18 protein-coding genes are annotated in these 21,070 nt (G+C 48.7%); 4 read left to right on the forward strand and 14 right to left on the reverse strand.

The genetic code is table 11. The annotated features are described in order from the left end of the window. Positions 1–30: 30 nt before the first annotated feature. From DFR28_RS10825 to DFR28_RS10835, 3 genes are read left to right on the forward strand one after another with little or no spacing between them, the layout of a single operon-like run. Positions 31–1,116: an SMP-30/gluconolactonase/LRE family protein gene (locus DFR28_RS10825; RefSeq protein WP_113954326.1), complete on the forward strand. Its 1,086-nt coding sequence runs from the start codon at positions 31–33 to the stop codon at positions 1,114–1,116. Positions 1,117–1,151: 35 nt separating this feature from the next. Further along, positions 1,152–3,389 carry a di-heme-cytochrome C peroxidase gene (locus DFR28_RS10830; RefSeq protein WP_113954327.1) on the forward strand — a complete coding sequence of 746 codons (2,238 nt, stop codon included), beginning with the start codon at positions 1,152–1,154 and terminating at the stop codon, positions 3,387–3,389. Further along, positions 3,386–4,684, forward strand: a complete 1,299-nt coding sequence (locus DFR28_RS10835; protein WP_113954328.1) for a catalase family protein — start codon at positions 3,386–3,388, stop codon at positions 4,682–4,684. Before DFR28_RS10830 ends, DFR28_RS10835 begins: the two co-directional genes overlap by 4 nt. A 5-nt stretch (positions 4,685–4,689) precedes the next feature. Here the strand turns inward: DFR28_RS10835 and DFR28_RS10840 are convergent, their stop codons facing one another. The 3 genes from DFR28_RS10840 to DFR28_RS10850 all read right to left on the reverse strand — a co-directional run bounded on the left by DFR28_RS10840 (position 4,690) and on the right by DFR28_RS10850 (position 6,167). Further along, positions 4,690–5,013 carry a DUF1330 domain-containing protein gene (locus tag DFR28_RS10840; RefSeq protein ID WP_113954329.1) on the reverse strand — a complete coding sequence of 108 codons (324 nt, stop codon included), beginning with the start codon at positions 5,011–5,013 and terminating at the stop codon, positions 4,690–4,692. 146 nt (positions 5,014–5,159) lie between these two features. Next, positions 5,160–5,384 (reverse strand): RNA-binding S4 domain-containing protein, encoded by a 225-nt coding sequence (locus DFR28_RS10845; protein ID WP_113954330.1) that lies wholly within the window; start codon positions 5,382–5,384, stop codon positions 5,160–5,162. Positions 5,385–5,402: 18 nt separating this feature from the next. Beyond that, positions 5,403–6,167, reverse strand: coding sequence for an NYN domain-containing protein (locus DFR28_RS10850; protein WP_113954331.1), 765 nt, complete (start codon positions 6,165–6,167; stop codon positions 5,403–5,405). Positions 6,168–6,292: 125 nt separating this feature from the next. On the opposite strand from DFR28_RS10850, the gene DFR28_RS10855 reads away from it, so the two are divergent. After that, complete coding sequence (locus tag DFR28_RS10855) at positions 6,293–8,575, forward strand: TIGR03032 family protein (protein WP_113954332.1); 2,283 nt, start codon at positions 6,293–6,295, stop codon at positions 8,573–8,575. A 106-nt stretch (positions 8,576–8,681) separates the two neighbouring features. On the opposite strand, the gene fadA is transcribed toward DFR28_RS10855, so the two are convergent. From fadA to DFR28_RS10910, 11 genes are all read right to left on the reverse strand, one after another. After that, on the reverse strand, positions 8,682–9,860 hold the full coding sequence (gene fadA, locus DFR28_RS10860) for an acetyl-CoA C-acyltransferase FadA (protein WP_113954333.1): 1,179 nt from the start codon (positions 9,858–9,860) through the stop codon (positions 8,682–8,684). 25 nt (positions 9,861–9,885) lie between these two features. Then, positions 9,886–12,042, reverse strand: coding sequence for a fatty acid oxidation complex subunit alpha FadB (gene fadB / locus DFR28_RS10865; RefSeq protein ID WP_113954334.1), 2,157 nt, complete (start codon positions 12,040–12,042; stop codon positions 9,886–9,888). A gap of 420 nt (positions 12,043–12,462) precedes the next feature. Next, positions 12,463–12,957, reverse strand: coding sequence for an RDD family protein (locus tag DFR28_RS10870; protein WP_113954575.1), 495 nt, complete (start codon positions 12,955–12,957; stop codon positions 12,463–12,465). Between the two features lie 92 nt (positions 12,958–13,049). Beyond that, on the reverse strand, positions 13,050–13,511 hold the full coding sequence (locus DFR28_RS10875) for a methylated-DNA--[protein]-cysteine S-methyltransferase (RefSeq protein ID WP_113954335.1): 462 nt from the start codon (positions 13,509–13,511) through the stop codon (positions 13,050–13,052). Positions 13,512–13,542: 31 nt separating this feature from the next. Next, entirely contained in the window at positions 13,543–14,940 is a 1,398-nt protein-coding gene (locus tag DFR28_RS10880) for a DNA-3-methyladenine glycosylase 2 family protein (RefSeq protein ID WP_113954336.1), read from the reverse strand. 103 nt (positions 14,941–15,043) lie between these two features. Beyond that, entirely contained in the window at positions 15,044–15,895 is an 852-nt protein-coding gene (locus DFR28_RS10885) for a beta-keto acid cleavage family enzyme (RefSeq protein WP_113954337.1), read from the reverse strand. After that, positions 15,895–16,641: a class II aldolase/adducin family protein gene (locus DFR28_RS10890; RefSeq protein WP_113954338.1), complete on the reverse strand. Its 747-nt coding sequence runs from the start codon at positions 16,639–16,641 to the stop codon at positions 15,895–15,897. The genes DFR28_RS10885 and DFR28_RS10890 overlap by 1 nt, the downstream gene beginning before the upstream one ends. Before the next feature lie 25 nt (positions 16,642–16,666). Continuing rightward, positions 16,667–17,770, reverse strand: coding sequence for a glutathione S-transferase family protein (locus DFR28_RS10895; protein WP_113954339.1), 1,104 nt, complete (start codon positions 17,768–17,770; stop codon positions 16,667–16,669). Then, positions 17,770–18,948, reverse strand: a complete 1,179-nt coding sequence (locus DFR28_RS10900; protein WP_113954340.1) for an acetyl-CoA C-acyltransferase — start codon at positions 18,946–18,948, stop codon at positions 17,770–17,772. The genes DFR28_RS10895 and DFR28_RS10900 overlap by 1 nt, the downstream gene beginning before the upstream one ends. An 88-nt stretch (positions 18,949–19,036) precedes the next feature. Then, on the reverse strand, positions 19,037–19,930 hold the full coding sequence (locus DFR28_RS10905) for a 3-hydroxyacyl-CoA dehydrogenase NAD-binding domain-containing protein (RefSeq protein ID WP_113954341.1): 894 nt from the start codon (positions 19,928–19,930) through the stop codon (positions 19,037–19,039). Beyond that, entirely contained in the window at positions 19,927–21,063 is a 1,137-nt protein-coding gene (locus tag DFR28_RS10910) for an acyl-CoA dehydrogenase family protein (RefSeq protein ID WP_113954342.1), read from the reverse strand. The genes DFR28_RS10905 and DFR28_RS10910 overlap by 4 nt, the downstream gene beginning before the upstream one ends. Between the last annotated feature and the right edge of the window lie 7 nt (positions 21,064–21,070).

Below are 21,070 nucleotides of genomic sequence, written 5' to 3' on the forward strand. Positions count from 1 at the left end.
CACAACAGAGATTAAACAAGGAAACACTGCATGGCATCGCTAGATCTAAGTTCATTAGAAGTTATGGCCTCTGGGCTTGGCTACCCAGAAGGACCAATCCATTGCCAAGACGGCAGTATATTGCTAGTTGAAATCAAGGGGGAACAACTCACCTTGGTACCAGCGAATGGCGACCCAGTAAAAAAAATTGTTGCCATTCCTGGTGGCCCGAATGGCGCAGCAGTCGGCCCCAATAATTCAATTTACATCTGTAGCAATGGTGGCTTTGACTGGATTCCAATCAATCTACCGACGGGTCAATCCTTGTCGGTCGGCGGTAACCAGCCACCTAACTACACTGGCGGCAGCCTCCAGAAATACGATCCGGCCAGTAAATGCCTTAGCACTCTATACACAGATTGCAGCAACCGCGAATCCCCCCCCGGAACCAGCCAAACACCTTGGGATCCCGCGTATGCATTATGTGGCCCAGATGACTTAGTGGTCGACGCAGCGGGCGGCATTTGGTTTAGTGACTGGGGCAAAATGCGTGACCGTGATAAAGACATTACCGGTATTTATTACGCCGCAGCTGACGGCTCAGCAATTAAACAAGTTGTTTACCCATTAAATAATCCAAATGGAATCGCACTGTCGCCCGACGGCAAACGCCTCTATGTTGCTTTGACCTTTGAGCGCAAGATTGTCTACTATGACGTAGTTGCACCCGGGGTTATCCAAGCCAATAGTGTTACTGGACCGGCGCAAGGGACCCTCGACGGCTCGCACTTATTAACAGCAAACTTCGTGGGGCAGTCTGTTTTAGACTCTATGGCCATCGATTGCGAAGGCAATCTCTACGTAGCGACAATGCTGCCCGATGGCAATAATCCGATGACTAATGGCGGAATTTCAATTGTCACTCCTACTGGAGATGTGAGCTATTTTCCGATTGAGCTGCCAAACCACAATTTCGCGCCATTGCCGTCAAACATCTGTTTCGGCGGCCCGGACATGAAAACGGTTTATATTACTTGCGGTGCATCGGGATACTTGCTCAAAGCGCGCTCGGAGGTAGCTGGCTTAAAACTTAACTTTAATGGGAGTCAGTTCGACGCAACAACACTGGCGGGTTAATAATTAAAATAATAAAGGATAGGGTTGGGATCAATATGACGGGCAGCAAAACGGGCAAATGGAAAAAGCGGTTGTTTTCTTGGAGAGTTTGGTTAGGTTCAATACTGGGCTTCATCACGGTGCTGGCCGTGATTGTTTATATCGCCTTATGGAGAATCTCGAATTATCCAGACATACCGGGCTACCAGGAGATTACCGACTACCAATTCCTCAACCCGAGCGACACCCTCGACTGCGTCAACCCGCACCCAAGCAATCCAAATGCCGACGATCCTAATAATGATTTAATGGTTCCAAGCTATCAAGGTTGGTGCGACCAGCAGCGTCAGGACTATTATCGCCTGCCCCAAGGCACTAACTTTTTTGGCTTACAATACGATTGGATTAGCGCGCTCGAAAAACCGGTCGGCAAGGAGCCGTTAGTCACACGTGAATTCATGCAGCGCCTCGGTTACATCTATGATCCAGCGACTGAAACCAACCCCAACAACCCCGATGATTTGCCGATCGGGCTCACTTGGCACTACGATAAAGCGTCCGATGCAAAAATTTTAGATGTCAGTTGTGCGGCTTGTCATTCATCGCAACTCACCTACCGAGGAACCGCATTAGTGATCGATGGCGGGGCTGGCGGTCACGCACTTCCCTCTTTGGATCCAACCCAGTTTATGACCAGCAGCATTGTGTCGTTAACGGTCACCTACCTAAATCCACTGAAATTTAATCGCTTTGCGAAAAAGGTCCTGCACGATGTACCTGAAGCCGAATACTCCGCCGAAAAAGCCAAGCTTCGAGACACCACGTTAACCTCGATTAAACAAGCACTAAGCTATGGCAAGAATAACTTTTTTCTTTACCCTACTACCGAGGGCTACGGTCGCACCGATGGCTTAGGGCGAATCGCAAACACCGTGTTTGGCGACTATATTTCAGACAAAAATTATAAGACGGCCGACGCTCCAGTCAATTACCCCCACGTATGGGATATATGGGCGTTCGATTGGGTACAGTGGATGGGCTCAGTACGTCAAGCTATGGCACGTAATGTGAACGAAGCCATGGGCACTCGGGCTCCGGCAAATTTCGTGCATGCCGACGGCCTATACGACAACTCTGTAATGATGACCGAAATGCACTGCATCGAAACCACACTGCAGCACCTCAAACCACCAACTTGGCCAGAAAATGTATTTGGCAAGGTTGACCCTGAGTTAAGCCGTGAAGGAGAAAAGATATTCGGCGAAGTATGCGCGAACTGTCATGGGCCGTTTAATCGCCAAGCAGTCGATGGAAAAATTGACTATTCGCAAACAGCGTCAAATCATTCTTGCACAACCTGTCACGGGCCATTAATGACTGGAGCAGACGGCCAGTTATTGGAGCTAAACAATCGAGCCAAACACCCAACGGTTCAATTGGGCTCGAACGCCTGGCTCGGGAATGATCGACCAGACCCAACATTCGAACTACAAACTGAACGCGGGGGCTATTGGGAAATGATTCATATTCCGCTGAGCTACATTGGCACTGATCCGACCTCGGCAGAAAACATGATCAATAACACCTACGATTTAAGCACCGTAGTCGATGCTATTTCGGAAGCGCGTGCCAGCGGTGCCAACTTACGACTACCGGACCCGAAACTTATTCCCGACCCAAGCAAAACGGCTTTCGGACCAGGCTTACAGTTCCTTGGTGGTGAGATACGCTATAAGCAATACCGTGATTGGGGTTTAATGGACGAGTCAGGCTACACCGCCAAACCCAACAAAGCACCTTTAGTCGCTGACCTTAACGGCTTTGGCGAGTCGGATAATCCAGTGGCTTGGCGAGCATATCGACCACGCCCACTTGAAGGGGTATGGGCTACAGCCCCGTTTCTTCACAACGGGTCAGTTCCCAGTATTTACCAGCTACTCCTACCTGCCGACCTTCGTGATGCGAAATTTTATTTAGGCCGGCGTGAATATGATCCAGAGAACTTAGGACTAAACGTGAAAGCCTTTAAAGGCGCATTTGAGTTTAATACCAGTGAGACCGGCAATAGCAATTTAGGCCATGAATTTAACGATGGCCTGTGCGGTGATGGTGTGATTGGGTATCAATTGAAAGACCAACCAGGCTACTGTCGCCAACTTACCGAACACGAACGCCGCGCCATCATTGAGTATCTCAAAGTTCACTCGGATGGCCCTCGGCCTAACCCGGAAACACAACCCCATTGCGCTGCCGTTGAGTGGCCTGAAAACACTAGTTCGAGGGCTCCGCAATGAAATTAGCCAACACAATTAAGCGCCGATTCAATCGTATTTTAGGATTTGCGCGACGCTGGGGTAAACGTATTCTTTTTGTCGCCGCCGCTTATGCTCTGCTATTTGTCGGCGTATTTATCTGGCAGATGGCCGCGGGCATGTTGCGAAATCCCGATGCTGACCTAGTGGACAATAGCCCTGCCGCGGTGGCGCAACGAGACACCGATAACGCTGCCATCATTGAATCTGTGCGACAGCTGGTAGACCGATACCGCACGCCAGAGTACCAACGAGATGCCCATTCCAAAGCACACGGCTGTGTGCGAGCAACATTTGATGTATTCGAGTCGCAGTCTGTTTACAACCACGGTCTATTTCGCGAACCAGGTCGCTATCAAGCTTGGATTAGGTTCTCTAACGGCACGGTTCCAGCACTCGCTGACACCAAAAAAGATGCGCGAGGCATGGCGATAAAAGTAATGAATGTCGAAGGTAAGCAATTACTGCCCGCTGCGCTTGCCGGTAAAACGCAAGATTTTGTCATGATTAATTCACCGGCGTTTTTCATTAGAACGATCGAAGGTTATCGTGAACTCGAGCGTCTATCCGCAGAAGGCAAACCATTCACTTATTTTTTTGGCGAACACTATTTGAATCCATTCAAATGGAATTTGCGTGAATTGTATTTGGGCCTAGGAACCCGAACCACTGCGCCCAATACCCCGCTCTCTACCCAGTACTACAGTATGTCACCGTATAAATTGGGGCCGCACCAAATCAAATACAGCGCCAAGGCGTGTGAAAATTATGATTCCGAATTTATCAATAAGGACGACCCTAATTTTCTGCGAAATGCTATGGCGTCATTGCTACGTACTCAGGATGCGTGCTTTCAGTTCATGGTCCAAATACGCGACCCCGATGCACGAATGCCAATCCAAGACACCACCGTTCGTTGGTCGGAAAAAGACGCGCCGTTTATTCCAGTAGCGCGGATACATATCCCTAAACAAGAATTCGATACGCCACAACAAAATGCCATGTGTGAAGCCATGTCGTTTAACCCTTGGCATGCGATTCAAGAACATGAGCCGCTAGGCTACATCAATGAACTGCGCCGCGACCTGTATTTACACACCGCTGCATACCGACGTGTGCGCAATGGTGCGGCCGTGACTGAGCCAAATAGTTGGTGCGATAGTCTGGCGCAGTACTGTGATTCATCAGACCAAAACCTTATTAATAGCCCGGCCCTAGAATCAGTCGACGGTGAGGCAACATCAAGCCTTGTTGAAACCGACCCAATATCGAATTGAACGGTTTAACGAAACGGTTTATCGGGTCGCAGACAACGGATGAGGAGTGATTTTTCAACTGACTCCTCACGCATATAAGCGATTTTGTGGTACTCCGCACCGTTGGCAAATTCTTTATATGCGTCCCAACTCGGGTACTCAATAAAGAATACTAAATCTGCATCGAATTCACCGATCACCGCTCGGTCTGGCACAAAGCTTTTGAGCTTGCGCCCGCCCACCTTCTTGATAAGCGGCGTGACGGCTCGCATGTATTTACGGTATAGCTCATTTCCGCCATCAGGTTTAAACCAAACAGCATTGAGCATGTAGATGAGAGAGTCACTCATAGGTCGCAGTTAATTATTATTGTGAGAGTCTCGAGCAGTCCGTTGATCGACCACAGGGGCCTTGCATTACACCCGAAACGCGAAGTCTAAGCTGGATTAGACATCAGCATTGAGCGTGGTTCAATCAATTTTGTACAATTGCTCAATTAATTCACAGTTAATGCTAATTGTTGATCATCAAACAAAATAATATCACCAGCAACCAGCTTACGCCGCTTACGCATTTCTTGCTGGCCATTCACTTTGACTAACCCCTGCTCGATCACCGACTTCGCCTCACCACCGCTGGCGACCAAGCCCTCAAACTTCAATATTTTATAAAGTTCAACGGGCTCTTTATTCAGCACAACTTCACGTACGTCGGGGGTCATATGATTCTCCTTCGCAATCTAACTATTAGCGTTTTTAGACGTGTTGCGAGACCGTGTAGTTTTGGCCCGTAGATACACCGCTTTGGATCGGCCATTACCGATCGGACGCTCTTCAACTTCAAACAATTTAATCGCCTTAACCAACTCACCCAATTTTGTATACCCGTAATTGCGTGGATCAAAGTTCGATGCTTGATTGTTAATATGGCTACCAACCGGCCCCAATTGAGCCCAACCACTTTCGTCTGATGATGCATCCACTGCTTTGCGTAGCGACGTCACCAACTTAGTGTCCTGCTTGAGCTCTTGACTCGTCTTAGGGCTAATATTGGGGTCGTCGTCTACTGAGGCTCTGAGCACTTCGGTATAGATAAATTTGTCACATGCCGCCACAAATGGAGAGGGCGTTTTCTTCTCGCCAAAACCATAAACCGCCAAGCCAGACTCACGTATACGCGAAGCTAGCTTAGTAAAATCGCTATCACTTGAAACAATACAAAACCCGTCAAACGCATCGCTGTAGAGCAAGTCCATCGCATCGATAATCATGGCGCTATCGGTCGCATTTTTGCCCTTGGTGTAAGCAAATTGTTGCATTGGCTGTATCGAATGATCGAGTAGCACTTCTTTCCAACCGCGCAGACTTGGCGATGTCCAATCACCATATATTCGCTTCACGCTTGAGGTTCCGTAATTTGCTACTTCTGAAAGCAGCGCATCGATGATGCTCGGCTGGGCGTTGTCCGCATCAATTAGCACGGCTAGTTTTTTAGTTGTATCCATTCGCGCATTAAACACTAGCGCGTGCCAACAATCAACGCATGCCAGAAAATCACAGGGTTAAGCCTCTGTCGCTCATATGTCATATTAGTTACACTGTGCCAAAATATTTTATATTGTGACAAATCATGGCCGACGCATTACATAGTCAACACACCACAACGTTCCCTGAATTACTCAATCAGGCGCAAGCAAGTTTGGTAGTGTCAACCTATCAGGCCGGCAAATTGATCTTGCTAAGAGCGAATGATTCCGCACTAAATACACACTTTGTTGCGCTGCCGAAGCCAATGGGCGTGGCTTTCTCAAATGGCCGCCTCAGCGTTGGTGCTGGCGCGCAGGTAATCGATTATTTCAATATGGCCAACGTTGGCCCCAAGGTTGAGCCAATCAATACCCATGATAGCGCATTCTTACCTCGTCGAACTCATGTAACTGGCGATATAGACATTCATGAGATGGGTTTTGATAGCGACAACACGCTGTGGATCGTCAATACCAAAATGTCATGCTTATGTACCTTAGACATTAATCACAGCATTGTGCCCCGTTGGCGTCCACCATTCATTAGCGGTTATGACCTGACCGATCGCTGCCACCTAAATGGTTTAGCCATACGCGACGGCAAACCTAAATACGTTAGCGCGCTTGGAACCTCAGACAAACCAGCAGGTTGGCGAGAAAACAAAGCCTTCGGCGGCATGATCATGGACATCGAGAACAATAAGATGATTGCCGAAGGCTTATCGATGCCACACTCACCACGCTGGTATCGAAACAAACTTTGGGTACTTGAATCTGGCGCAGGACAACTGGTCACCATTGATGAAAACACTGGTGAGAAGACCGTAATTGCGCAAGTTCCTGGCTTCTGTCGTGGTATCGATTTTATCGAACGTTATGCTTTAATCGGCTTATCGGAAGTCCGAGAAACAGCGGTATTCGCCGGCCTGCCACTCACTGAGCGCGAGCAAGATCGCAAATGCGGAGTATGGATTGTCGACATAGAAACTGGCGAAACAGTTGGCTTTTTGGTTTTCTCGGGCGGCGTTCAGGAAATTTTCTCAGTTCAGTTAGTGCCATGGCGCTACCCGGCCCTACTGGATCTTGATGACCCACTATTACACACCTCGTATTCGATCCCGGACGAGGCGCTCAAAGATTTTACCGCGCCTGATCCAAAATTAGTCAAACTCGAGCAAGCTATTGCACATCATCGACGCCGCCAGTTTGATGAAGCAATTACTGAGTATCATGAAATACTCAAAGAAGAACCTGAAAACGTCACCGTGCTTTATCATCTTGGTGTAGCGCTCTCAGATACGGAGCAATGGGATGACGCGATACAGTATCTTGAAAAGACCGTTAACATTCAGAAAAATCATGCTGAAGCGCACAATAGTCTTGGACACGCATGGGCCGGAAAACTCGCGTTCGACAAAGCCATAACATGTTACGAAGCCGCGATTGCCGCCGATCAAACCTATGCCACAGCGCATTTCAATCGAGGTTGCGTCAAACTCAAACTCGGCGACTACGCACAAGGTTGGAAAGAGTATGAGTGGCGTTGGAAGATGCCAACATTTCAGCCATTTCAGTGCCCACAAGAGCAGTGGCATGGCGAAGATATCAGCGACAAAACAATCTTAGTGCATACCGAACAGGGTAACGGCGATGCGATACAATTCGCACGCTTTCTACCGTTAGTTAGAGCACGCTGCGCCAAGTTAGTAATCGTTTGCACCGAGCCGCTTCGCTTACTGTTTCGCGAAATGGAATGCGTGGATGAAGTACGTTTGCCCGGCAATCTACCCGGTGATTTATTCGACGTCTATTGCCCAATCATGTCATTAGCTGGCGTGCTCGATATCAACCTCGAAAATTTACCCAAATCGATGCCATACCTCAGTTTGGCTAAAGAAGTGGTGGTGCCCGAACTACCAAACACAGGCAAACCCAAAATAGGCATAGTCTGGGCGGGTAGTGCAACCCAACAAATCAACCATCACCGCTCATGCCCGATTGATGCAATGATGCAGCTGAGCAACAATTCCGAATTCGATTTTTACAGTCTACAGACACCGCTCAACGAAGCAGATAAGAAAACCTTAGCCAAGCATCACGTGAAGGACTTAGAGCAAGAGCTAATCAGTTACTCACACACCGGCAAACTAATCCAGCAGCTTGATTTAGTGATCAGTGTTTGCACCTCGGTAGTCCATTTGACTGGCGCTTTAAATGTTCCCGCCATCGTGCTGTTATCGCCTCACGCTGACTGGCGCTGGCTAGAAGACGAATCGACGAGCACGTGGTATCCAAGCACACATGTTTTACGCCAACAACAGTCAGGCGACTGGACATCGTTAATGGTCACAGCAGCGGGTAAAATGAAAGACTTGTTGATCAAGTAACGTTGCTCGACCAACGCTACTCACGCAACGACTCCAGAACGCGAAAAAAAGGCCTTGTCAGCACATACTGGCAAGGCCTTTTCCAGATACTGGTGGCTATAAACGATTAATTTAAGCGCTCCATTACCGTAGTAATGCCTTGCCCTAAACCAATACACATCGTCGAAATGCCGAGAGTCAAATCACGTTGCTCCATAACGGTTAACAAAGAACCAGAGATACGCGTACCTGAACAGCCAAACGGATGGCCCAACGCAATTGCGCCACCATGCACATTGACTTTTTCTTCCATATCATCGAGCAAATCAAGATCTTTAAGCACTGGCAACGATTGTGCGGCAAATGCTTCGTTCAGCTCAACATAGTCAATATCATCAATCGTAAGGTCGAGTTGATCCAACGCCTTCTCGGTTGAAGGAACGGGGCCGTAACCCATGATAGACGGATCAACACCAGCGAGTGTCATGGCAGAAATACGCGCCTTCGGCTTTAAACCAAGAGCATCGGCACGCTCAGCCGACATGATAATCATGGCTGAAGCACCATCAGTTATCTGCGAAGATGAACCGGCTGTTACCGTACCGCCCTTGGGATTAAATACCGGGCGAAGCGCCGCTAAGCCTTCTACTGTGGTTTCTTCACGAATCGTTTCGTCATGCATCACCATGAATGGACGACCGACTTCGTCGTGACCCATAACTGGAATAATCTCATTCTTGAACTTGCCTTCGGCACGCGCTTTCGCAGCCAAACGGTGTGAACGCTCAGAAAACTTATCCATATCTTCGCGCTTAATACCGTGCATCATCGCCAACATCTCGGCCGTCATGCCCATACTACCTGCCGCTTTGGCCGCATATAAACCAAGCTCAGGATTTGGATCGATACCTTTATTCATATCGATATGCCCCATATGCTCAACGCCACCAACCACGTAAACATCGCCAATACCGGCCATGATATTGGCTGCGGCGGTGTGCATTGCCGACATAGAAGAGCCACACAAACGGTTCACTGTCTGAGCGGGCACCGTATGTGGTAAACCAGCTAACAAGCCGACAAATCGAGCTAGGTTAACGCCCTGCTCATCACGCTGCATTACGCAACCCCAAATCAAATCATCGATCTCTTCTGGGTCAAGCGCCTCATTGCGAGCCAGCAGACCTTTGATCACTTCTGCGCTCAATTCATCCGCGCGCGTATGGCGAAAACAACCGCCCTTTGAACGGCCCATGGCAGTACGTGCAAAATCAACAACGACTGCATCTCTTGGATTAATACTCATAATAATGTCCTATCTAATCTTATCGTTACAGTGTGTAGTACTTAGTGCCGTTTGCCGCCATCTCACGCATCGCGTCAGTGGCCTCATACAACTTTCCTAGGTGCTTATACTGGTCACACATGGCGACAAATTTATCGATACCGATGCTATCGATCCAACGGAAAACACCACCTCTGAACGGTGGGAAACCAACGCCGTATACCAACGCCATATCCGCTTCCGATGCCGAACCAACAATGCCCTCTTCCAAGCAACGAGCTAGCTCAGTCGCCATCGGCACCATCATTCGAGCGATGATTTCATCTTTATCGAACTCTTTGAGTTCAGCCGTCTCAGGTGCCAGCAAATCGTAGCTTTCTTGTGATACGACCTTTTTAGGTTTGCCGCGCTTATCTAATTCATAAACATAGAAACCCTTGCCGTTCTTCTGACCGTAGCGGTCGTTCTCGAACATAACGTCGCCGGCCGTTTTGTAGGTCTTAGTCATACGATCTGGAAAGCCTTCAGCCATAACCGCTTCGGCATGATGACCCGTATCCATACCGACCACGTCCATCAAGTACGCGGGTCCCATTGGCCAACCAAAACGCTCCATTACCTTATCAACTTGTTGGAAATCAGCGCCATCTTTCAACAGCCCCATGAAACCAGCAAAATACGGGAACAAAACACGGTTGACTAAAAAGCCTGGGCAATCATTCACCACAATTGCTTTTTTACCCATCGCGTTGGCATAGGCAACTGTGCGCGCAATGGCGGTATCCGAAGTCTTTTCACCGCGAATCACTTCAACCAATGGCATTGCGTGCACTGGGTTAAAGAAGTGCATGCCACAAAAATTCTCTGGGCGCTCAAGCGCTTCAGCTAAATAGGTAATAGAAATAGTTGACGTATTTGACGCAATCACCGTGTCATCAGTGACATGTTTTTCGACGTCGGCCAACACAGCGTGTTTTACCTTAGGATTTTCAACTACGGCTTCAACCACAATATCCACGCCATCAAAATTATCATACGACAAGGTCGGATCAATCGACGCTAACACCTGCCCCATTTTCTCAACCGTCATACGGCCGCGGTTTACCTGCTTAGACAACAGCTTATTAGCTTCACTCAAACCAAGGTCAAGACCGGCTTGGTTAATGTCTTTCATCTTAATCGGTGTGCCCTTGTAGGCAGACTGATAAGCGATACCACCGCCCATAATCCCTGCACCGAGCACAGCAGCTCGCTCTACTTTCTTATCGGCTTTCTTTTCCCACCCTTTGGCTTTCTTGCCAATCAACTGATCGCTTAAGAACAAGCCAACAAGGGACTCAGCCACACTGGTACTGGCTACCTTTTCAAATCCTGCACGTTCAATCGCAATGGCATCATCACGGTATTTGCGAGCAGCTTGCTGCATACACTCAATCGCTACGATTGGCGCTGGATAGTTAGGACCCGCCATTCCCGCAACAAATGCTTTGGAAGTTTCAAATACCATCATCGCTTCAGTTTCATTCAACTTTAGCGGCTCGGTTTTTTGATCACGACGCGCTTCATAATCCATCTTGCCGTCGATAGCATCTTGCAGAACGGCTAAGGCTGCTTCACGGAGGTTTTCTGGAGCAACGACACCGTCGACCACACCGGCCTTCAGCGCAACGTCTGGTCGTTGTTCTTTACCTGAACAGATCCAGTCAATTGCTGTATCAGCACCGGCTACACGTGGCAAACGAACGGTGCCGCCCCAGCCGGGAATAATACCCAGCTTAGTTTCAGGCAAGCCAACTTTGGCGGCTGTGCTCATAATTCTAAAGTCACATGCTAGTGCTAGCTCTAACCCACCGCCCATGGCGTAACCGTTAATCGCGATACAGGTAGGAAAATCCAAATCTTCTAACAGATTAAAGTTATCGTGATTTTTCGCAAGGTGCGACCCAACTCCGCCGCCATCGCTCTTACCAAACAGCGGTACAAATTCTGTAATATCGGCACCAACCAGAAAAACGCCTTTGCTACTTGTAAGCAACAGACCCTTTACATCGTCGGCTGCATCCAAAAGACCCAACGCTTCTTCCAGCTCTAGGACCGTTTGAGTATTAAACTTGTTTACCGATTCACCTTGTAAATCGAAATTCATTTCGGCGATGCCACCGTCGAGCATCTTTACCGAGATTGCGCTTCCTTTAAACATCAAGTTGGCCTCTAAGTTAATAATTATTCCGTGCAGGAAGCGAGCGCCTCCTAAATTCGACCCGTATTATGCGACAAACTGTCTATCTAACGCTAGCTTCCTGCCATTCATCTTCTGAATGCGGACTGTTCAGCCAGCCGTATACACCACAGGGGCTGTACAGTTTACCGATATCACATCATACATTGATGAAATCTTCTCAATCTGTTTCGGATTGAAATTCATTCCTGCGACAAATAAATAGCTAGCGACACGCCGTCATCCTAGACAGTTGGCAGGCTACTCATGCAAGACACGCTTAGCCGTTTATCAAATGTGAAGCGTAAACGGGCGAGCCTAACCATCAAAGCCAAGAAAAAGGTGCCGATGCAACACGGCCATTATCGGGCAATGTCAACGAACGACACCTTTTCAGCAAGCGGCCTAGTCGTAAATTACGATGCTACTCCCCATATAGTCATGGAGCCCTTTCTTCTTTTTGTCAAATGCGACCCATATATAGCCGATGAACAGTAAAAACATACTCACAAAGTAGCCTATGTAGCGAATTATCGCCGCCCCCCACGTTAGATTCTGCAAAGTGGATTCATTAACGATACGCAACCCAAGGAGTCGCTTACCTGGAGTGCCGCCGATTTTAACCCACAGTACGATATAAGCGACGGCAGGTAGCACGTAACTGATCATGACGTCCCAAAAGCCGTTCGACATGTTTCCTTCAGACAACACATCGCCACCGTACACAAGAAACATCAGCGGCATAATAACCAGCATTAAAATAATGGTATCTATTACTGTCGCTGCAACCCGAATCCAAAATCCAGCATAGCGAAGGTTAGCGCCGGAGCGCGTACTCGTTTGCCCCAGATCAGCCTGAGGGGTAATAGCATAAGGGTTAGTATCGTTTGGCGTGGTCATCATTACTCCATTAATAGTTGGCGTCGTTAATCTTTAATAAATCAACCACAGTATATGACAGCCGCTATCGAGAGAGAAGGCCGAGCAACCCCTCAAATAACACTCTCATGCCGCAATAACCAGGCTTTACGCTCCACACCCGATGCATAACCGGTCAGCGCACCATTGGCACCAATAACCCGGTGACACGGCACTACGATGGTTAAGGGGTTCTTACCATTGGCCAGCCCGACTGCTCGTGACCCTTTAGGGTTCCCGATCTGCGTCGCAACGTCTCCGTACGAACGCGTTTCGCCAAACGGTATGGTTCGTAATGCTTGCCATACCGTTTGTTGAAATTCAGTACCTGCAGCATCCAACGGTAAGTCAAACGCCCGTCGTCCACCATTAAAGTACTCTGCCAACTGCGTTTTAGTCTGCTCCGTCACAGCATTACTCTGGCTGGTTCGCACTTGCTCTACGAACAATATCGATACAACACTAGATTCAGTTGCAACTATCTCTAAGTCTCCCAGAGGCGTGCTTAAAAAATCGTTAAAAGATGCTGGCTGCATGAGTTAGTCTCATTAAATAATCGTGAACCACTTACAGTTGGTTCCACAGTTGAAAGGTTAAATAGCTTCGCCATGGTCGTGCTTGATCGATATCAAGGCTGGTCGGAATGGTTTGCATAGCATTACGGATCCCCGCATCACCGTCTAGCCACACATCCGAATCGTGACTACCCCTTAGTTTGACGTAGTTAATCGTCCATGGGCCGATTCCTTTAATGTCGATCCATGCATCAACGTCATCGGGGTCAGCCGCGGTCAGCATATGATCGGCTAATCGTCGTAGCGTTTGCTTGCGCGCTCCAGGCATTCGCAAAAAGGCCAAATCACTCGCACTGACAGCCGTCGGCGTCGGAAATAGTTTGCTGACGGCAATGCCTTCATGATGAACAGTCTGGCCCAACTCATGCACCATTAATGTAACCAGCTTGCGTGCCGCTGCAACCGACACCTGCTGGCCCAAGATCGCGCGAACGCCAGCTTCAAACGAATTCCAAATGCCTGGCACACGTAATCCGGGAAGGTAGTTGAAGCGCGTACCTAACAAGGCTTGTAGCTGCTCATCTATTCGCGCGATTGGGGCGTCAACATCAAACAAGCTACGTACTCGCTGAACGATCGCATTAAGCTGTCGATAATCATCGAGGTGGAGCGTCAAATCCAGTCGATTCTGCTCGACCACCTTAGTTATTTGAAAGTAGCCTTGTGCGGTCTCGGTCTGGATGGTGCGGCCATATATATCGCCATCACACCACTCTAAACCGTCAATGCATCGCTGTGCTAAAAACGCCATTAAGGCCTGCCACGCGTACGGCGGCCGGTAATATAACCGCAAGGTAATGCCAAGCCCCTTGCTGGCCTTGTCCTTACGAATATCGCGAGGTGCAAGCCCAAGTTGCTGCTGCATCGCCTCATTGAATCGCCTGACACTATTAAACCCTGCGGCAAACCCAATATCGGTAACCGATAAGGCAGATTCATGCAGCAATTGCTTAGCGAACAAGCATTGTTGATAAAGTGCGTACTTCTTAGGCGAGGTACCCAACTTGGCTTGGAAAAGATCTCTCAAATAACGATCCGATATGCCTAAACGATCAGATAATTGTGTGACGGAACTTTGCTGTAAGGCGCCTTGCTCAATCAGCTTTAGGGCGCGGCGAAACGTGGTATCGGTGCCGCGCCAGGCACATGAATGTGGCGCACTGTCTGGACGGCAGCGTAAACAAGGGCGAAAACCGTCGTGCGCTGCCGAGATCGCGGATTCATAGTAATCAACATTTTTTTCCAGCGGCGAATTCGCTGGGCATATTGGTCGACAATAAATTCCGGTAGTTTTTACGGCAATAAAGAACTCACCATCAAAGCGTGCATCGCGTGCCTGTCTAGCTAAAGCGTAGCGCTGTCGAGTCAGTTGATCGGTAATGAATGCCATATCGACATTCTAGACCAACTACCTCATACAACCAGCGGTTTTCGGAACTGGATATTTCAGATACGAGTACTTCTAAGCTCGATAGATAGATTTGCGCGTAATGCTAGTACGAGTTGCGAACCTGTGTTGGCGATGCCACGGTTCGGCCTTCGCGATTAATCAGAGCAACTGCCTGCTCAACCAGCTGAAGATTAGTTTCAACACATCCGAACGGCGCGTCCTCTAAACCAACACGAAGATGTGCGCCACGCGACAACGCCAGCGGCATAATCGACATAATATCGGCGTCTAATCCCGAGAGCATCCACGGTGCGTTCGGCACTAATTGAGCTAAATGATCGGCATAAAAATTGACCGCAAGCTCGCTTGGCGCCATCCCAAACAATAGATTGTCTGAAAACATTACTCGGTATATCGGCGTGGCAAGTTTCGGCACCTGCTTGCTTAACTCAGATCCAAGCCGTACAAACCCAGGCTCGTAAATCGCAAATGCTGGTCGCCAATTGTCACGAGCGGCTAATTCTAGGCCAGCGCGAATATGCGAATCAGGATTGCTGTACACCAAACCATCCATCTGTGCGGCGGCTTGTGATCGATGCGTAATGTTAACACTACCCGGGTCAACCACGCCCCACTCCATTAGTCCGCGTTTAGCTAGCGTGCTGATCGGCGCATATCGTTGCTCTACATCACCATTGAGCGCTAAGGTTGGGTACACAATCGCATCACAGTGCGACCTAATTCCTTCAATTACCTGCGAATACAAGTCGGCATCTTCGACCGGTTCGCCAGCCTCGTTGTAGACATGCAAGTGAATAATCGAAGCACCTGCTTTAGCACAATCGATACCTTGTTGAATAATATCCGCCGGGCGAACCGGAATACCCGGCTGGAACGCCTGCCCAGCCGCGCCATTCAAGGCCACCTCTAACCATACTGGCGAATCAACCGACACTAGACGTCGCGATAAGAGTCGTCTTCGCGATCCACTAGCCGCTGTAACGCTGAGAACTCCAACTCACCACTAGGCTTACCTTCAGCAGCTTGCATTTGCAACTGCAGTAACTGCGCCGTCTTCTTACCGATTTCTTCTGAGACTGGCACAATCGGACGGCCAGTTTGATCCACCGACACCTGAATTTCACAGGAACGTTGTAGCAATGTCATGTTTAAAAACATGTCAGGAATCGTGCTGCCACAGGTCAGCAAACCGTGGCTGCGCAAGATAAGAAAATTTTTGGTCCCTAAACTGGCAATTAAGTCCTCCTTTTCACCGTCCATGACCGTAATTCCCTGAAAATCATGGTATGCAACTTGGCCATACAACAAAACCGAATAGAAATTATCAATCCTTAGCCCTTCTTGCTGACAGGCCACGGTCATTCCGGCGGTAGAATGGATATGACCGATACAATGCGCGTCTTCACGCGCCGCATGAATAGCGCTGTGAATTAGCATACCGGCTGGATTCACCGCATAGTCAGTGTCTTCAACCACCTGGCCATGAATGTCAACCTTAACCAAGTTACTGGCAGTCACCTCTTTGTAGTGGAGGCCATACGGGTTAATTAAAAAATGTCCTTCTTCACCAGGCACTTTAACGGTGATATGGTTATATATCAGCTCACTCCAACCCATGTAATCGAATATTCGATAGCAGGCGGCTAGTTGTACTCGAATATCTTTTTCTGCTTGTTGCATCGTTGCCAGTCTCCCAGATAATTAATTAGACGAACTCCAACTTATTGTTAGGTCGTGCGAGGCGGTTACTTAGCCCGTGTTCAAGGCTATTTCCAAAATTAGTTTGCTCGAGCAGCTCATCTACTGCGCGGGTATCGTCGAGGCTGGCATAGTAGTCCATTGGACGTTGAAACATCCACAAAGCGTACGGGAGCACCACTCGTTCAGCCTCAACCCCCTCGACCACAAAACTATGCGAACCAATAAAGCGGTCGATTTGTGTTTTATTCGGGTTTGCTTGCCGCCATTCATTCAATCGCTGATCGGTATCCAATAACACAGGTAACTGCTCCTTGGACATCCGACGCAAAATGGCGAGAATCGTATCTGGCACTTCGTCATCATCCAGCCACTGCCCTGATTCCAGTGCAACCTCACTATCCATCATGCGATGAACCCAAGCAACCAGTGCCGGCGCCTTGGTTTTCATTAATTTACCCGGCGCTGGGTCACGATATAGGTGAGCATACATAGGACCAATTAACCCAAAGTCGGCAATGCATGGTTTAGAGCCAAGCAAGTAATCATATTGCTCAAAATGCGCCTGAAGGTCATCCAGCAACGCTGAATAGGAGGTCTCGAGCGCGCTAATATTGTGCTCGCGAATCCCCAGATTGGGAACGAATCCTTGGAAACGGCTACCTACTTTTTTACCCAAGTAGCGTTTCACGAAACCCGGCGCATTGGGCATTACCAGCGAACCAAATTCACCAAAGATAAAATGATTATTGGTTGCTGGATAGTTCCAACGATAATGCATTGCCGGAATCACTAACCATTCATCAGCATAGACTTCGAGCAATAAGGCTGCGAGTTTTTGTTTAGGCGTCTCAGGATACACAGACGACGATTGAAAGCGTGATTCGAGCTCGTCAATAATCGTAGTGGTATCCTGAAACACTTCATCATCAGGGGTTTGCAGAACCGGCACATAGCGCACACCGGTACGCGGAATAATGAACTTTTTATAAACGCTTAGAGTGGCAAGAGTCTCTTCAAAAGGAATCCCTTTTTTAAGTAAATAAGAACGCGCCTTGCCCGTATAAAGCGAGAATTTAGTGCCATATAACCGATAGCAAACCTCCGTCATTAGGCGACCTCGAACAATCCTGCCGCGCCCATACCGCCACCAACACACATGGTGACTACAACGTATTTAACACCACGACGCTTGCCTTCAATTAAAGCGTGGCCAATCATTCGAGAGCCACTCATGCCGTAAGGATGACCGATTGAAATCGCGCCACCATTGACGTTTAGTTTGTCATTATCGATTCCCAATTTGTCACGACAATAGATAACCTGCACCGCGAATGCCTCGTTGAGTTCCCACAGCCCAATATCATTGATCGTCAGACCATTTTGCTTAAGCAATTTAGGAATCGCAAATACCGGCCCGATACCCATTTCATCAGGTTCACAACCCGCTACGGCCATGCCTCGATAGATACCCAATGGCTCTAAGCCGCGCTGCTCTGCTAGTTTGGAATCCATCACTACTTGCGCTGAGGCTCCATCCGATAGCTGCGATGCATTGCCGGCAGTAATAGTGCCACCTTCAACCACGGTTTTTAGACTAGCTAAGCCTTCAGCGGTAGTTGCACGCAAGCCCTCGTCTTGGCTCACTGTGACCGCTTGTTTGCTCGCTTCTTTCGTTTCTTTGTCATACACAATTTTAGTGCAATCAACTGGCACCAATTCATCACTGAAATGACCAGCTGCGTAACCAGCAGCAGTCCGCATCTGTGACTGCAGGCCATATTCATCCATCGCTTCACGAGAAATACCGTAGCGTTTAGCCACTGTTTCAGCGGTTTGCAACATCGGCATATAGACGTGCGGATGCATGGCCAAAAGCTCAGGATCAGCCGCTCGGTACATATTCATTTTGTCGTTCTGCGTAAGACTAATACTGTCGACACCACCACCAATCACGGTTGACATACCGTCTACCAATACTTGTTTGGCCGCGGTCGCCACCGCCATCAATCCCGATGAACATTGACGGTCGATGGTCATGCCCGATACAGAAGTCGGCAGCCCTGCGCGCAACGCGATTTGACGAGCAATATTCTGCCCAGAAGCACCTTGTTGTAGCGCCGCCCCCATAATCACGTCGTCGACTTCAGCTGGATCCAGACCAGCACGCTGTACCGCAGCGCTAACTGCAGCCGCGCCTAATGTAGCGGTATTGAGGTCATTAAATCCACCACGATACGCTTTACCAATTGGCGTGCGAGCAGTTGAGACAATCACAGCATCTTTCATAATTTACTCCTTCTTTCTAATTTGTTCGGTTGTAGCGCACGATATATCGGCGCAGCGGTGCCGCTTGAAGCGGGCATTTATCGCTCTGCTAAGGTTGCAAAAATTCCGCTTGGGCGAATTCTGGCTTAGGGTACTGATAAAACCCTTCGCCAGTTTTAAAACCTAACTTACCTTGGTCAATATACGACTTTAATAGTTCGGCAAAACGCTGACTCGCGGCATCAGGTTGACTGTTCGCGATATGCCACGCGGTATCGAGACCAATTTGATCCAACATGCCAAACGGGCCCGCTGGCGTACCAAAGTTACCCATAAATGACCGGTCGATGTCCTGAATGCTTCCAGCTTCATCGATTAATAGTTCAGCCGCCTTTCCCAAGATCGACATCAACATGGCGTTATACAAGTAACCCGGCGTCTCTTTTTGCACATGCACGGGAATCTGGTTAATTCGGCGACCAAACTCCATTAGCAACTCGACGACCCGTGGATCTGTTGTGGCGTGCGGCATAACATCTACCACCACCTGATTAAACACATCGTGGAAATGAAAAGCACAGAACATCGCTGGTTCACGCACCGAATCGACCAGTGCTGAAGGCATTAAAAACGAGGTATTACTTGTTAAAATAACCCCAGGTGCCAACTTCGGCGTCAGAGTTTGATAAAAACTATTTTTCAACTCAACATCTTCGGTAACTGACTCACTGACCAAATCCACGCCAACTACCGCCTTGTCTAGGTCGTTGGTATAGCTAAGGTTAGCGGGCACCAACTCGGCTTGTGCCGAGGTGATTTTTTGATTCTTGAGCAGCCCTTTAAGCAAGTAACCGTGCAGCCCTTGAGCCGATTCTAATTGTGACTCACTAATGTCGAATAAAGTGACCTTATAACCATCCAGTGCGCAACGCAGTGCGATCCGTAAACCCAATGTGCCGGCCCCCGCGACCAGCACATGGTTGATTTGATCAACAGTCTTCATGCCGCGTATGCCGCATGATTGAACTTTTTCTGAAACGAGGTTTGATCCCCGAACAACAAATTGATCATCATTAGTCGCTTCACATAGTGGCCAACATCAAGCTCGTCAGTCAGCCCCATGCCACCATGCAACTGAATCGCTTCATCGCCGATTAGCTTGCCGTTTTTAGCAATCAAGGTCCGCAATGCGGTAACGACTTTAGCCGCACGTTGCTCGCTGGTGGAATCATCCGTCAACTCGCAAAGCGCCCCAACTAATAGCGACTTAGATTGCTCAAACGCCATAAACATGTCTACCATGCGGTGCTGCAACGCCTGAAACGACGAAATAGTCACACCAAACTGTTTGCGTGTTTTAGTATATTCGACGGTGGTTTTGTTTAATTTTTCCATAATGCCAACCGCCTCGGCGCTTAATGCAATATGCACTAACCCCATGACTTCTTGCAAAATGGCATAGCCGCCACCAAGCTCCGACACAAGTTCAGCTGGCGCGCCATCAAAATCGATATCCGCGGCTTGTTGACCATCCATTAATGGGTAGCCATTGCACTTAACGCCACTGGCATCCGCATCCAACAAAAACAAGCTTAAACCTGTCTCGTCGGTTTGTTCACCAGAGGTTCGAGCTAACACTATTAATTTTTGTGCTTGCGGCCCACCAAGCACCATCGACTTAGTACCGGATAAAGAATAGTTATCGCCATCTACAGTCGCGGTTACAGCCACATTACTAGCATCAAATCGAGATTGGACTTCGCTGATCGCCGCGGCGCCCATAAGGCTGCCGTCAATCACCTGCCCGAGCAACTCGGCCTTGTTGCTTGCCGTGCTGCGCTCCAGCAATCCACCAAATAAAACCAAATTAGGAAATACTGGCTCAACCACTAAGGCTTTGCCGAATTCTTGCATAATCGCCGCAATATCGATGACACTGCCACCGTAACCACCATGCTCTTCGGCGAATGGAACAGACAACCATCCGAGCTCCGCAAAGGTGGCCCAATGCGCGCGACTAAACCCATCATCGTTATTCATACTGGCACGTCGTTGATCAAAGCTATAGTTGTCTTGCGCCCATCGAACGATGCTCTCTTTGAGCAAATTTTGCTCTTCGCTATATTCAAAATTCATTGTTCTA

This window comes from Arenicella xantha, from assembly GCF_003315245.1.
GTDB classification, from domain to species: Bacteria; Pseudomonadota; Gammaproteobacteria; order Arenicellales; family Arenicellaceae; genus Arenicella; species Arenicella xantha.